The 13,552-nt window shown below is 36.1% G+C and carries 16 protein-coding genes and 10 tRNA genes; 16 read left to right on the top strand and 10 right to left on the bottom strand.

What is annotated here, in order from left to right; all coding sequences use genetic code 11:
- Positions 1–53: 53 nt before the first annotated feature.
- The 16 genes from KFE94_11435 (at position 54) to KFE94_11360 (ending at position 11,718) form a co-directional block, all read left to right on the top strand.
- Positions 54–392 carry a hypothetical protein gene (locus KFE94_11435; protein UTW68263.1) on the top strand — a complete coding sequence of 113 codons (339 nt, stop codon included), beginning with the start codon at positions 54–56 and terminating at the stop codon, positions 390–392.
- A 144-nt stretch (positions 393–536) separates the two neighbouring features.
- On the top strand, positions 537–1,322 hold the full coding sequence (locus tag KFE94_11430; protein UTW65271.1) for a hypothetical protein: 786 nt from the start codon (positions 537–539) through the stop codon (positions 1,320–1,322).
- 11 nt (positions 1,323–1,333) lie between these two features.
- Positions 1,334–1,741 carry a VOC family protein gene (locus tag KFE94_11425; GenBank protein UTW65270.1) on the top strand — a complete coding sequence of 136 codons (408 nt, stop codon included), beginning with the start codon at positions 1,334–1,336 and terminating at the stop codon, positions 1,739–1,741.
- A gap of 91 nt (positions 1,742–1,832) precedes the next feature.
- Entirely contained in the window at positions 1,833–2,282 is a 450-nt protein-coding gene (locus KFE94_11420; GenBank protein UTW65269.1) for a hypothetical protein, read from the top strand.
- Positions 2,283–2,287: 5 nt separating this feature from the next.
- Positions 2,288–2,764: a hypothetical protein gene (locus KFE94_11415; GenBank protein ID UTW65268.1), complete on the top strand. Its 477-nt coding sequence runs from the start codon at positions 2,288–2,290 to the stop codon at positions 2,762–2,764.
- A 28-nt stretch (positions 2,765–2,792) separates the two neighbouring features.
- Positions 2,793–4,196 (top strand): aldehyde dehydrogenase family protein, encoded by a 1,404-nt coding sequence (locus KFE94_11410; protein UTW65267.1) that lies wholly within the window; start codon positions 2,793–2,795, stop codon positions 4,194–4,196.
- An 82-nt stretch (positions 4,197–4,278) separates the two neighbouring features.
- Positions 4,279–4,983: a DUF2490 domain-containing protein gene (locus KFE94_11405; protein ID UTW65266.1), complete on the top strand. Its 705-nt coding sequence runs from the start codon at positions 4,279–4,281 to the stop codon at positions 4,981–4,983.
- A gap of 34 nt (positions 4,984–5,017) precedes the next feature.
- Positions 5,018–6,460 carry a beta-lactamase family protein gene (locus KFE94_11400; protein UTW65265.1) on the top strand — a complete coding sequence of 481 codons (1,443 nt, stop codon included), beginning with the start codon at positions 5,018–5,020 and terminating at the stop codon, positions 6,458–6,460.
- Positions 6,461–6,465: 5 nt separating this feature from the next.
- On the top strand, positions 6,466–6,993 hold the full coding sequence (locus KFE94_11395; protein ID UTW65264.1) for a HEAT repeat domain-containing protein: 528 nt from the start codon (positions 6,466–6,468) through the stop codon (positions 6,991–6,993).
- Positions 6,993–7,493 (top strand): hypothetical protein, encoded by a 501-nt coding sequence (locus KFE94_11390; GenBank protein ID UTW65263.1) that lies wholly within the window; start codon positions 6,993–6,995, stop codon positions 7,491–7,493. The genes KFE94_11395 and KFE94_11390 overlap by 1 nt, the downstream gene beginning before the upstream one ends.
- Before the next feature lie 9 nt (positions 7,494–7,502).
- A complete protein-coding gene (locus KFE94_11385; GenBank protein UTW65262.1) occupies positions 7,503–7,952 on the top strand; it encodes a GNAT family N-acetyltransferase in 450 nt (149 codons plus the stop codon).
- A 165-nt stretch (positions 7,953–8,117) separates the two neighbouring features.
- Complete coding sequence (locus KFE94_11380; GenBank protein UTW65261.1) at positions 8,118–8,786, top strand: hypothetical protein; 669 nt, start codon at positions 8,118–8,120, stop codon at positions 8,784–8,786.
- 14 nt (positions 8,787–8,800) lie between these two features.
- Positions 8,801–9,448 carry a hypothetical protein gene (locus KFE94_11375; GenBank protein ID UTW65260.1) on the top strand — a complete coding sequence of 216 codons (648 nt, stop codon included), beginning with the start codon at positions 8,801–8,803 and terminating at the stop codon, positions 9,446–9,448.
- Positions 9,427–10,233 (top strand): hypothetical protein, encoded by an 807-nt coding sequence (locus tag KFE94_11370; protein UTW65259.1) that lies wholly within the window; start codon positions 9,427–9,429, stop codon positions 10,231–10,233. Before KFE94_11375 ends, KFE94_11370 begins: the two co-directional genes overlap by 22 nt.
- Positions 10,234–10,253: 20 nt before the next feature.
- Positions 10,254–10,925 (top strand): response regulator transcription factor, encoded by a 672-nt coding sequence (locus KFE94_11365; GenBank protein UTW65258.1) that lies wholly within the window; start codon positions 10,254–10,256, stop codon positions 10,923–10,925.
- A 247-nt stretch (positions 10,926–11,172) separates the two neighbouring features.
- Positions 11,173–11,718, top strand: coding sequence for a hypothetical protein (locus tag KFE94_11360; protein ID UTW65257.1), 546 nt, complete (start codon positions 11,173–11,175; stop codon positions 11,716–11,718).
- Positions 11,719–12,116: 398 nt separating this feature from the next.
- Here KFE94_11360 and KFE94_11355 read toward each other — a convergent pair.
- The 10 genes from KFE94_11355 to KFE94_11310 all read right to left on the bottom strand — a co-directional run bounded on the left by KFE94_11355 (position 12,117) and on the right by KFE94_11310 (position 13,127).
- Positions 12,117–12,188, bottom strand: a tRNA-Arg gene (locus tag KFE94_11355).
- A gap of 10 nt (positions 12,189–12,198) precedes the next feature.
- Positions 12,199–12,271: transfer RNA gene (locus KFE94_11350), tRNA-Phe, on the bottom strand.
- A 5-nt stretch (positions 12,272–12,276) separates the two neighbouring features.
- Positions 12,277–12,347: transfer RNA gene (locus tag KFE94_11345), tRNA-His, on the bottom strand.
- A 6-nt stretch (positions 12,348–12,353) separates the two neighbouring features.
- Positions 12,354–12,427 (bottom strand) — tRNA-Leu (locus tag KFE94_11340).
- Between the two features lie 7 nt (positions 12,428–12,434).
- Positions 12,435–12,505: transfer RNA gene (locus tag KFE94_11335), tRNA-Gln, on the bottom strand.
- Positions 12,506–12,591: 86 nt separating this feature from the next.
- Positions 12,592–12,663: transfer RNA gene (locus KFE94_11330), tRNA-Pro, on the bottom strand.
- 71 nt (positions 12,664–12,734) lie between these two features.
- Positions 12,735–12,817 (bottom strand) — tRNA-Tyr (locus tag KFE94_11325).
- Positions 12,818–12,823: 6 nt separating this feature from the next.
- A tRNA-Pro gene (locus KFE94_11320) sits at positions 12,824–12,927 on the bottom strand.
- A gap of 21 nt (positions 12,928–12,948) precedes the next feature.
- Positions 12,949–13,035 (bottom strand) — tRNA-Ser (locus tag KFE94_11315).
- A 5-nt stretch (positions 13,036–13,040) separates the two neighbouring features.
- A tRNA-Ser gene (locus KFE94_11310) sits at positions 13,041–13,127 on the bottom strand.
- Positions 13,128–13,552 lie beyond the last annotated feature (425 nt).

Genomic DNA, 13,552 nt, shown 5'->3' with positions numbered 1-13,552 from the left:
AACTCCAAAACCTACTACAAATACTCCACACAAAAGAGTTACCCGAGCATGTGATTACAGCCATTAATTCTGAGGTAGAGATTATAAACAACTCCTCTGATTCAGGAAAAAGTCTTAAAATGACGATTCAAAAAAAACAATCCCAGATTGTAAAACTTCTGGAAAAGGAATTGAAACTAGTTCCCAAAAACCATTACAAAATGATTTGGTTAGCAATTGGAATGGCTGCTTTTGGAATTCCAATTGGAGTGGCTTTCGGAACCAGTATGGGCAATATGGCTTTTCTAGGAATTGGCTTACCCATCGGATTGGGAATTGGGATTGCCGTTGGAACCCAAATGGATAAAAAAGCTGAACAAGAAGGCCGACAACTCAACATTGATTTGCAATAACCCGCTCTTGCATTTGTTTCAAATGCCACTTATAAAGGCAAGTCATACCCATGATCTAAACAACACTTCAACCTCAAGGCTTACAGCCTATTGAGAAATAATTTTCATATCTTTAGCACCGGATTACTTTGCTAAACATGTGTTATGAAGTCTTTTTATCTCTTCCTGTTTATATTCATTTTACCTGGTTGTTCAAAGAAAGACGAAGTCATCACTCCTCCCCAGGTCATTGATGTTCAACTTTTAAAAAAGGTAATACATATAGATGCTCAATTTCCGGCTAACTCCTATGAAAAACACTATACTTATGATCCTCAAAACAGAATCACATCGATTCAATCATACGATCAAAACAATTACCTGAAAAGTGAATCCGTATTCCAATACATTCAGGATACTATAAAAGAGTTCAACTACCTCCATTCGGTATTAGAATCTTACTCCGTAGAATACCCTACACTTCAAAACTTAACTTCAAGGAAAGATCTATATGGCAAAACCAGATTAAAACCAAATGTCGATCCAGACTCTATTACGTATTTAGGATACCAGCTTCGAATGAAAAATAGTTGTTCGAAATTAACCCGAATGGAGAACTATACCTGGGACAACAATACGCTTACGAGTTATGAAACCATAGAATATACCGATGATAACGATAGCTACACGCAACGCAAATTTCTAAATGACAACAGTTTATTTTATAGAATTGAAGTCACCAAGAACAACAAAATCGCGGAATATAACACGCATTCAGATGGAAACTGTTGTCACCGTAGTTCTACACAAATAAAAAGTTGGGATCAAAATAATGTGAATGATTACAGCCAATCCATTTCGTATGAATATGACTCCAAAAGCTATCCAAAATTTGCGATAAAAACATTGGCTTCCGGAGCCTCCAAACGATATGATTATGAATATTATTAATCTCTAAAACAATGGCGATACAAAATCCTTTCGAAGATTCAGCACTCACCACAATACTTGTGGTTTCGGATATGTCCAAATCCAAAACATTTTATGTAGATCAACTGGGTGCCGAAATTTTCAGAGAGTATGGAGGCGATTCTTTGGTTCTTAAATTCTTAAACAACTGGTTATTGCTGGTCACTTCAGGAGGTCCTACCGAAGATAAACCCGACACTCACTTTATTCCTCCTGTGCAACCTAACCTGGTAAGTCATGCTTTTACGATTCGTGTCAAAGATTGTATTCAATCATATGAAATCCTGAAAAACAAAGGCATCCAATTCATCACGCCTCCAATTGCAAGAGGAGCAGAAACAAGATGTTTTTTCAAGGATCCTGATGGGCATTTGTTTGAAATCAGCGAATATCGCGCCTAGGCATACTAAACTCTACAATCTCTATGGTCTTCAGAGATCAACTTGTTACATTTGGTATTTCTTAACAACATTCAAAATTTCACACGAAGAAATGAACTTCAAACTCATTTTTCACTATATCAGCTACCTTCAATACCCTGTACTTTTTGCTGCGGTTTATTATATGACTCAGCCATACATTATTGGTCTGGACAATCTCACAAACGCTCCTGAATTTTTATTATCAAGCATTAATAAAATGCTCGTATTCTTGGGAATTGGAATTAGTTTTTCCACACTTCAAGATTCCAATAAAACTTCTATGGCTTTTGAAAAGAAAATTTGGGAGAACCCCCAATGGGGGAAAATCAGCATTCTTATTATTGCTATGATGTCACTTTTTGCTTTGAGCGTTGGCCTTTTCGGATATTTTGCTGCTCCAAATGAGAAATTGGAAGAACTTTCATTCGGTTTGATTGTGCTTGGAATTGGTTTTATCAGCCTACTCAAAACAGCGGTTGAAGTATACGAGAATCATCAGGTAACTGGTGAAAAACAATAAGTAAGATGGAACTAAAAGAGCTTGTAGGAAAAAAGATTCATGACATCAGATTTGAAATCAAATCAGTCGATTATGAAGGGAGTATTTCGTTAGAAGAAAGTTTTAGTGAAGTGATTTTAGAGTCTGGGGAGATTTTTGACATCCCTTATAATGGAGATGAGAAACTGATTCTACATGAATCTCCTAATCCAAATCAAAGATCAATTTTTCCAGTAAAATCTTCTTCCGAGTCACGTATTCATAGAAATGCCAGCAATATTATAGGCAAACAAATCACAGCTGTTTATCAATATACCAACAGTTTTTCCAGTAAAAACAGAGAATGGGAAAAATGCATTATTGAATTAGAAACCGGCTTTTTATTTAGTGAAGTTATCATGTCCCCAAAAGGAACCGGGCATACTGGTGTTTGGATTTTCACATCTTTAAATGATTTAAATAAACGAATTGGGACAGGATATACCAAAGTAGTCCAGGCATAGACATATCAAAATTGACAAAGCAACTACAATGACAGAAAATCAAACAACTTTAAAAGTACTATCACCTTTCGATCAAAAGTTGATTCAAGAATTACCACTTGTGGGAAAAGATGTTATTGAACATGCTTTGACCACAGCATATCAATTATTTCAAAACCCGGAAAAACATATTCCGCCACACCGCAGAATAGCCATTTTAGAAAGAGTTGCAGAACTTATGAAAACTAAAATGAATGAACTCGTACATATAGCTACTCAAGAAGGTGGAAAACCCCATGCGGATACCAGGGTTGAAGTTTTACGCGCCATCAATGGTGTTAAACTTGCGGCTGCTCATATTAGCCAAATTAAAGGAGAGCAAATTCCAATGGGCTTAACCGAAGCTTCAGAAAAAAGACTGGCTTTTACCACTAGAGAACCTATTGGAGTCGTTGCGGCCATTAGTGCGTTTAATCATCCTCTCAATCTCATTATTCATCAAACTGTTACCGCTATTGCTGCGGGATGTCCAGTGATTATCAAACCAGCTTTAACCACCCCTCTCTCCTGTTTAGCTTTTGTGAACATTCTCGAAGAAGCAGGATTACCAGAAGGTTGGTGCCAATGTGTAATATGCGAAAACGAAATTGCAGAACAATTGGTTACGGATCCACGTGTCAATTATTTTTCATTCATCGGTTCCGCAAAAGTAGGGTGGTATTTACGTTCAAAAATTCATCCGGGTACAAGATGTGCTTTGGAACATGGCGGATCAGCACCAGTCATCGTTGAAAAAGATGCTTCATTAAAAGACATGCTTCCCGCATTGGTTAAAGGTGGTTTTTATCATGCCGGTCAGGTTTGTGTTTCCGTTCAACGTGTATTTGTCCATGAAGAAATCTTTGATCACGTAGCTGAAGAATTGACTCAAATGGCATTAAAACTCAAGGTAGGTAATCCATTAGATCATGATACTGAAGTAGGCCCTTTAATTCTGCCTAAAGAAGTAAACCGTGTGGAAGAATGGGTCAACGAAGCTGTGGAGTCAGGAGCAATATTAAAATGTGGTGGTAAGCGAATTTCTGATACCTGTTATGAACCTACCATTTTATTAAATCCACCTGAAGATGCCAGAGTTTCTCAATTCGAAGTTTTTGGTCCGGTGATCTGTATTTATAGTTATCATGATCGCGAAATAGCTATTCAACAAGCCAATAGTCTGGACGTTCATTTTCAGGCAGCCGTGTATACCCAAAATATTGACACCGCATTGGATACCGTGAAAAAACTCAATGCCACAGCCGTAATGGTAAACGATCACACCGCATTTAGAGTAGATTGGATGCCATTTGGCGGGCGTGACTCATCTGGAATTGGTATGGGCGGAATACCTTATTCTATTCACGAAATGACCCGTGAAAAATTAATGGTTTTTAAAAGCGATTCTTTATAAAGAAGAGGTAAAACCCTCCCTAAAACCTGATTTCGATTTTATACATTTGAACATCAATTTCTTTAACAACACAAATTATTATATGAAACTAAAATTCGTATTAGCTTTCGTTTTCTTCCAATTAAGTATTTCTCAATTTGCAACCGCACAATTCGATCAGAGTCAAACCGGTGCGTGGTATATGTATTTCTTTAAAGGATCATTTAAAGAAAGCAATTGGGGCGTTCAAGGTGATATCCAGTATCGTAATTGGGATCTGGGAGGAGATTTAGAACAACTCTTAATTCGTGGTGGGGTTACCTACAAACCTAGCAATACAGATATCTTGTTTACATTAGGTTATGGTAATATCACTACAGGTGCTTTTGGAGATGATAATTCTACCACTCAAGAAAGTCGAATTTATCAGGAAGCTCTTTTTCCAAAACAATTTGGAAAAAGATTTTACACCAATCATAGATTTAGATACGAACAAAGGTTTGTAGAAGATCAGGATTTTAGAACCAGATATCGTTACAACTTATTTTTAAATGTTCCTCTAAATAAAGCCAATATGGATGCAAAAACGGTATATCTGGCACTTTACAATGAACTTTTCATTAACGGACAACGCAATATCGGTGATGGTAAAAGTGTGGAGTTCTTTGATCGAAATCGTTTCTACAGTGCATTAGGATACGTGATTAAAAAAGGAATGAAAGTTCAATTTGGTATTATGAATCAAACCACAGATGCCTGGAGTAAAAATCAATTGCAATTTAGCTTCCATCATAATTTTAATATGTAAATTTTAGAACGTTTTTCTTCCAATTACCCGCGTTATGAGATCATTTAATTTCTTTAGACTCATTGTTCTTATTCTTCTAACTACCCCTTTAAACCTATCTTTAAACGCACAGTCATCTATTGATACGACCAAAGTTGACTCTGTAATGGAAGCGGGTATGAAAAAGTATCGAATCCCAGGCGCTACTATAGGAATTTTCCATAAGGACGAACTAATCAAAGTAAGTGCGTATGGTTTGGCAGATATTCAAAACAAAGCTCCGATTATGGGGCAAACTTCTTTTGAATTGGCCTCTATTAGCAAACAATTTACTGCAACAGCCATTCTTCTACTGCAACAACGTGGACGATTAAATCTCGATGATCCAATCTCCAAACATTTCCCGGAAGCTCCTCAAAATTGGAATGCCATTAAAATCAAACATCTGTTATGGCATACATCCGGATTACCTGGTATGTTTCCTCGTGATAAGTTTATGAGTCCCGGATTCTCCGGCTATAAGAAAATGACTTCGGAAGAGCTGGACCTTATGATGCAGACCAATACCATCTCTAAAAAAAATTCGATCCAATCGATCATTACGGATACCTTAGACTTTGAACCTGGAGAATACTATAACTACAGTGATGTAGGTTATCTGGTTTTAGGTTTGATCATTGACAACATCACCGGGAGTTACAATGACTTCTTAACCGAAGAGCTTTTTCAACCTTTGGAGATGAACAACACTTACTTCTTACAACAAGAAGCGGTGATCAATTATCAGGCAAGAGGTTATTCTCTTAAAAATGGGGATTGGATTAACATCATGCGTTATTGGGATTATGAAATCCCTTCATTCTTTGGCGCATTCTCCAACATTAACGACCTGTATTTATGGGACAAAGCATTGAATAACCATTCTATTTTAAATAAAGAAAGTACGCAACTTCTATTCTCAAAAGGAATTCTCAATAATGGAAGTACCATAGACTATGGTTGTGGTTGGCAAATCAATGATATCAATGGAATGCGCATAATTCAACATGGTGGAATTACAGGAGTGAATTATATAAAAATCCCATCCCAAGAAATTAGTGTCGTTACTTTAACCAATTTGGGCTATAATGGGAATGACATAGTTGAATCTTTAAACATCACTCCGGAAATTGTTTCAGCAATCGGTATTGATATGCAAACGAATAAAAACCATGTGACTACAACCGGGGCCAAAGTGATTAAAACCAAAAAATCAGAGGTCAAGAAGATTACAGGAAAATATATCACAATAGGAAATGTTGAGGCTGAAATTCAAGTTAAAAATGATATTCCGATTTTTGTCTGCGCAGAACAAGATATGAAAAACGAAATGGCTCTTTTATCAGACGGAAGTTGGTTGGTACTTGGATTAAACTTTGAATATATTCTCACTTTTGATTCCTCTAAAAAAACATTAACATCGAACTATAATAGAGAATTTCATCCAGTTTCTAAATAAACCATTTGAAAGACAGAATTCATCAACTGACTCGGATTATTGATCATTCCAAAAACAAAAGGAATAAGATTCGCGCGGCTTGTATTCTACTGAACAACTATCCTACTCAAATGCCCATACATACACTGGTGCATGTTATTTCATTTATCGATTTCAATGATGTGTCCATCGAGCCCAATATTCGTCAATTGATTGATCGGGCTTTTGCTCAAAGAGAAGATGATGAGACCTATGAAACGTTACTTCAACTTATTCAAAGCAGAAATAGCTTAAAAAGGCATATCGGGTTGGAACATATTGCTCAATTTAACCGTAAAGAGGCCATTCCTCATCTGTTGCATATCATTCATAAGCACAAGTTTGATTGGTTTGATAAAAGACAGGCGATCTGGGCATTAAAAGATATTCAGGATGATCGTATTTACGAGACTCTTCTTAAATTGCAACGCACGAAAGCTGGAAGAGCATACAACTATCAATTCATAATTGATGCGGTCATGGAAAACTATCAAGCCAAATTTCTACATTCTTAATGAAAGTCGTCTCCTTCATACGATTAATCACTATAACCATTTTGGTTCTTATTGGATTATGGGGACTCTGGGTATTTCTTTCTAAGCCCAAACTAAATTCATTTCAGGATATGTATCCTGAATCAGAAATCTCATATCGCAAGAATTATAAGAAGTTAGTAGAACAAGACCTCATTAACGGTTATTCTTTCCTTAAAAATGGTGCACATTATGCAGTGGTATTTGACAATACTTTCCCTTATACTAAATCAACATTAACCTCACAAAACACCATGCAAATTATCTTGCTCTTAAACGATTCTTCTGCTTATGAATGGGGCGAATTTGGTACTCCAGAGCATACACAAACCATTGTATTTTATAGCTCCAATTCTACACCTATTGGATATACTCAAATTGACCCGATGGGTGAAGTCGAAAATTATCCATATCGTTCTTTGATGAAATGGGGTAAATTGTCTAAAACCAGTTTTAACCAACTCAAAGAACTCATTAAATAATCCATGGATATGGAAATCAAATCGGCCACTATTTCAGATGCACAACAACTGACTACGCTCACTTTAGCATCTAAAAGCTATTGGGGTTACACTCCGGAGCAAATGAAATCCTGGACAGATGATTTAACCATAACAGAGGAATATATCCAGATACATCAGGTATTTAAACTTGAAAATGATCATACGATTTTAGGTTACTATTCTACTTACGAATCATCTCCTGATCAAATCAAATTGGACAACCTGTTTATCCTTCCTTCACATATTGGAAAAGGGCTAGGAAAAACATTATTAGATCATTGTATTAAAAATGCGCGTCAACAAGGATATCAATCCATTGAACTTGATGCGGACCCACATGCAGAATCCTTTTATTCTCATTTCGGATTTAAAACCATAGATCAAATTCCTACATCAATTCCGGGGCGTTTTTTACCTGTGATGGCTTTAGAAATTTAATTCTGATGTCTATGTAAAAATGTGCGTTATCTAAAAACGGGTATAAATACCTGTTTTATGAAATTAAGTAGTTTCAATTATCCGTTTTTACGTAGATTAAATACTTTATCACCAAAGTATTCTTACATTGGTTTCAAATTCAGTTAAACCACAAAAACAACAACTATGAAAATCAATCATTTGAAATCCATCGGGCTAATTATTATAGGTATTATCATCTCCCAATTAATTACATTTATCTTCCCTCCAATCGACATTGAAGCTGAAAACAATAATACATCTACCAAAGTACCAATTGAAGAGCCTTGTCTTCTTGCTCCACGTCAGGTTGATACAACAGCTGCTAAAAGGCATGTCGCGGCCTATCAAACCTGGACATATCTCCTACCACAATCTGTGAATATAGATTTTGAAAAACATCAAATTGAATACAATCCAATATCATTCAACCCATCTGACTCTACCTATATCAAAGCATTCGTTGACTCATTTCTCATTGCGAATCATCGTAGAGAAGGTGTTTACTCCAATATTCCTTTTGTCCCGGCAAAGGACAAATCCTATTATATCAGCAAACACGATATTGATGAAGCTCTAAGCGCCCACCCCAATGCCACTGGAATAAATGTGTATATGGCTGTAAGAGAATTGGATGGACTGGAACTCCCAGGTATTGAAACTCATTTATATGTTCTACCTACCGAAAAAAAGAATTGTACCACTTTAGTAGATTACTATTATGAACAACAATATGCTTTAGACCTGACCTATCCATGTCCAAAAATGTGTGCACAGAATAGTGCATTAAATCATCTTTTAATGCCAATAGAGTAACTAATGTCAGTGTAATGAATTTACAAAATATCACCTTTACACTACCTCTTCTCATATTAATACTGGCTGTAATTTATGTGATTTATTATTACTCAAAGTTTAAGGGGGCCTTTAAGTATATCAGTTGGTTTATCCTGTTCTCACTAGTGATCCAATTACCCTCTTCTATAATGGGAAGATATGGTATCAGTAATTTGTTCTTCTTGCATATATATGTTCCGATCAGTTACATTCTATTCGTGCTCTTCTATAAAGAAGTATTCAAAGGCTTTATCAATAAAACGATAATGTTGCTGTCCTTATGGCTGTTTATTTTATTCAGCATTGTAAATACCATTTTTTGGCAGGACATTGATTCATTCAATACCTATGCGCTATCTATAGAAAGTTTATTGATTATCATTTTCTCATTATCACTTTTTATCTTCCTTCTTAATGAAACGGTTAGAGAAGAAAAGAAGGGGTTTGTTTCTAGTTTGATTTGGGTGAATTCAGGTCTATTTATATACCACACTTCAGGATTATTGTTATTCTTCTTCGCAGAAATACTTACTAAATATAGTATTACCGAATTCCAAATCAGCTGGTTATTTCATTCTTTGATTTACCTCATATTTTACATCTGTATCATTATTGGACTATGGAAATATCCCAAGAAATAGACTTATTAATGATCCTGTTGCCATTGGTCATTGTTCTACTGCTTATTGCCTTAGGAGTCATCCTTATGTACCTACAATTTCAAAAAGGTGTTATTCGACAACAGTTGGCAAAAGAAGCATTAAAGGGAACGCATCAAAAGGAACTACTGCATACCATTGTAAAAACTCAGGAGGAAGAACGGAAACGTATTGCCAGAGATTTACATGATGAACTGGGAGCTGCGCTTTCTATCGGCCGAATGCAATTAGTACAATTGGAAAATCAAGACATCATTTCCCCTGAAAATATAAAACCCATTCGCGAATTAATGGAAACGACCATGGCATCTACGCGCCATATCAGTCATCAATTAATGCCATTACAACTTGCCCAAATGGGTTTGGAAAAATCGTTATTGAGCTTACTTAACAAAGTGAACCAAACCGGTGAATTGCAAACGCATATTGCAATTGCTAAAAACTTAAATAAACTCCCCTGGTTATTAGAAATTGGATTATACAGAATCTATTCAGAGCTTATAAACAATACACTAAAACACGCCCAGGCTACCGTCATAGAAATCAGCATTTATCAGGATAAGCAACAATTATTTTGTAGATATACAGACAATGGAAAAGGGTTGCCCAAAAAAATACTCAATCAGGGTTTAGGGCTAACCAGCTTAAAAAGTCGTGTCGATCTTTTTGAAGGAGAAATCCATTTTGGCAACCATGAAAATGGTGGATTCTATGCCAAAATCACGATTCCTATTCAACCACTATCCACAAATCAAGATGCATCATAACCATATTAAATCTATATAAAATGAGTCACACTATTAAGATCGGAATGGTAGAAGACCAACATCTCTTCAGACAAGGACTAAAAGCATTAATCACTTATTGGGAAGATATCGAAATGATATTTGAATCTCCAGATGGTTTTTCCATGAAAAAACGTTTAGACGAAAGTCCAGATATTCCAGATGTCATGTTGGTAGACTTAACATTACCACCTGATGGACATGAAGAATTTAATGGGTGGAAAGTGGTTCAGGTATTAAAAGAAGACTTTCCGGAAATGAAAATTTTGATTCTTTCTGTCCATGAAGATCCTTATTTGATATCTAAACTTATTGAAGAAGGAGCGCATGGTTATCTAGTAAAAGATAGTGATCCTGACGAAGTTTACGATGCCATTAAAGCAGTCCATGAAAGAGGCTCTTATATTAACGAAAGAACTTTATCTGCTTTGCGGGGCAAACTTGCTGGGGAAGTCAAACAACCCAAAAACCAAACTCAATTAACCAATAGAGAACTGGAAGTATTACGATTAATCTGCCAACAAAAAACCACTTCCGAAATCGCGGATGAATTGTTTATTAGTACCAAAACTGTAAACGGCCATCGCAATAACCTACTTCAAAAAACAGATTCTAAAAATATGAGTGGGTTGGTGATGTACGCCATCAAACACCATATCGTAGAAGCTATCTAAAACAAAGATCACCCCCTTATTAAAAGCAGGTTAACCCCTGCTTTTTTTGTACCCGGATATTTTTAACCGTTTCTCTAAACAGATATTTCTGCTCTTATATCTGGTGGCTTGACTACTCATATTTGTCTTATCAAAAGCTTTTGAAAAATGTGGAGCAGAACCCACTCTAATAAACGGTCTTTCCTGTAAGTAATTACAGGAGGCGGAATCTGAAAAGCCTTATGAGTAAGAAACAAAAATTAAAATTATGGCAACAATTGACGTAATCGTAGCGGTAAACGCAGGAGAATTAGTAAAACAAGTAAATTCAGGCAGCTTAAAAGCAGGTACACAAAGTGCACCAACCAATCTGGGGTCCTGGGGAAGTTCAGATGTATTCATTGCAATGATCTCTGAAAATAAATTCACAACCGATGACAAAGGTGGATCGGAGTTAAAAATCACTGCTCAACAAGGTGACACCATTAAATGGAGTATGACCACATTTGGACGTAATGTAAATCATACAGCATATATCTATGCTAGTGGTTTCAACCCATCTACAGCATTAGAGGATGTGTCTTACGACTTAATCAACACTACTCAATACCTTCCAGCTGGATCAAACCCATTAGTGACTCCATCACCTTATAAAAATCAAGTGGTATATAAAGCATCTGCAGCTGTTATTACTTCAACAGATGTAAATGTGCAATATACTTTGTCTTTTGCATTAATTGATAACGCAACAGGTGCTGCAGTGGGTTACTTTATGTGGGATCCTTTCATTAATGTAGCTTCTTCAGCAGATTAAACATTGATCTCTACGACTAATATCCATAATTATTTCACAAATAATATTGGATCACCACATGTGAGAGTAGAGGCCGCTTTTATATCCTCTACTCTCTTTATAAACACTAAATTACATGTGAGGTAGGTGGGATTCGAACCCACCAACAGAATCCTAAGACCCTGAAATATTCTTTAAATAAGGATTAATGATCATTCCGGTTATTAATGAATTATTATTTGTGAGTGAAACACCTTAAAATAATTATGTCGTGTTTCATAAATATCCTGATCAAATTGGAATATCTACTCTTACCATAGAGTTACCTCATCTATTTTAAAGAACTTTTTCTTTTGATGAAACAAAAGTCCATAGCGTATACGCAATCTTTTAGCGTAGTTGAAATAAAATTTTATTTGTAGGAATAGCAAGACTCGAACTCGCATCTTTGGATTCGTAAACCAAGGTTTTATCCTTTAAACTATACTCCTAAAAAATACGTGAAACAGACAGGGCTCGAACCTGTATATTTGGATTTTTAGTCCACCGCATTGACCTGCTTTGCTACTGTTCCTTTTGGGTGTTTTCGGGACTCGAACCCTGTTCTCCTCATCCACAGTGAGACGTTTTACCGCATAAACTAAAAACACCATTTGTACGGAGAGAGAGATTCGAACTCTCAAAATCCTGATTCTAAATCAGACGCGTATGCCTATTCCGCCATCTCCGCATATATGTTGCCCCAATAGGATTCGAACCTATAGTTCAAGAACCAAACTCTCGGGTGTTGCCATTACACTACAGGGCACTCTGCCTAAGAAATAGGATTGACTTCGTCTTTCCTACCACACTTAGCTTGAACCAAATTCAAGAAATCTTGATTTGATTATTTCGTCTGAGAAGTAGGACTCGAACCTACAACCTCCCGCTTCCAATGCGGGTAAACATCCATCGTTATCTTCCCAGTTTAAAGACATTGCAACCTGAATAACATTTAAGAGACAGTTAAAACAAAATTCAAATTTTCAATGTCTTAGTGAAAGTGGTAGGGTTCGAACCTACATGCTCCGAAGAGACCAGATTTACAGTCTGGTGAGCCAACCAATTGCTCAACACTTTCAAATTGTCGAATAGGTAGGATTACCTGCGGTGATCACTTCGTTCAGAGTTTGAACCTACGCACTCCTCATCCCAAATGAGGAGAGATAAACCTGACTCCTCTACTACTCGATTTTATCTTTATTTCTTTTGCGGAGAGTAAAGGAATCGAACCTTCATCACCAAAATGTGAACTCACTTAGCAGGTGAGCGTAACAAACCAATATTTACCTACTCTCCAGAAGAGGAAGAAGTGGGAATCGAACCCACACGAGTCGTTAGCTCCGAACGGTTTTCAAAACCGTGGCCACCACCAATTGGCTTGTTCTTCCAAATTAGGGTCAAAAAAAAAGCACCTCATTTGAGATGCTTTCAGACCTATGATTAAATTAATAACCTTAACTCTTTAAGACATCTTCTTTTAAATATTCCGGGTATTGCAGCGAATAGAATCGTTGTTTTGGGCAACTCACCTGAAGGCTTTGTTTTATTTCTATATGTAAGTGTATTTCCAACATTTCTAAATCGTTTAATTATTTTGACGGTGCAAATATGAAATGAAATTCTAAAACCACCAAATAAAAATTAAATTTATTTCATTGATTATCAACAGATTAAACCAAAAACAAGATAATATAATCCCTGTCCACTTTATGTAGATTTTTCACATTTTTACAATTGTCTGTCTCCCAATTGGTTCATGTTTCTAATTCAATTTGCTGCTATGTCTTTAATTTATTTTTTCACCATAAAAAAA

The sequence above is a fragment of the bacterium SCSIO 12643 genome (genome assembly GCA_024398135.1).
In the GTDB taxonomy this organism is placed as follows: Bacteria; Bacteroidota; Bacteroidia; order Flavobacteriales_G; family Salibacteraceae; genus CAJXZP01.
This window is presented reverse-complemented; position numbering and strand designations above follow the sequence as displayed.

Coding starts and splice junctions, on each gene's coding strand:
- KFE94_11430 (UTW65271.1), top strand. CDS start 537: ATGAAGTCTTTTTATCTCTTCCTGTTTATATTCATTTTACCTGGTTGT.
- KFE94_11425 (UTW65270.1), top strand. CDS start 1,334: ATGGCGATACAAAATCCTTTCGAAGATTCAGCACTCACCACAATACTT.
- KFE94_11420 (UTW65269.1), top strand. CDS start 1,833: ATGAACTTCAAACTCATTTTTCACTATATCAGCTACCTTCAATACCCT.
- KFE94_11415 (UTW65268.1), top strand. CDS start 2,288: ATGGAACTAAAAGAGCTTGTAGGAAAAAAGATTCATGACATCAGATTT.
- KFE94_11410 (UTW65267.1), top strand. CDS start 2,793: ATGACAGAAAATCAAACAACTTTAAAAGTACTATCACCTTTCGATCAA.
- KFE94_11405 (UTW65266.1), top strand. CDS start 4,279: ATGAAACTAAAATTCGTATTAGCTTTCGTTTTCTTCCAATTAAGTATT.
- KFE94_11400 (UTW65265.1), top strand. CDS start 5,018: ATGAGATCATTTAATTTCTTTAGACTCATTGTTCTTATTCTTCTAACT.
- KFE94_11390 (UTW65263.1), top strand. CDS start 6,993: ATGAAAGTCGTCTCCTTCATACGATTAATCACTATAACCATTTTGGTT.
- KFE94_11385 (UTW65262.1), top strand. CDS start 7,503: ATGGAAATCAAATCGGCCACTATTTCAGATGCACAACAACTGACTACG.
- KFE94_11380 (UTW65261.1), top strand. CDS start 8,118: ATGAAAATCAATCATTTGAAATCCATCGGGCTAATTATTATAGGTATT.
- KFE94_11375 (UTW65260.1), top strand. CDS start 8,801: ATGAATTTACAAAATATCACCTTTACACTACCTCTTCTCATATTAATA.
- KFE94_11370 (UTW65259.1), top strand. CDS start 9,427: ATGGAAATATCCCAAGAAATAGACTTATTAATGATCCTGTTGCCATTG.
- KFE94_11365 (UTW65258.1), top strand. CDS start 10,254: ATGAGTCACACTATTAAGATCGGAATGGTAGAAGACCAACATCTCTTC.
- KFE94_11360 (UTW65257.1), top strand. CDS start 11,173: ATGGCAACAATTGACGTAATCGTAGCGGTAAACGCAGGAGAATTAGTA.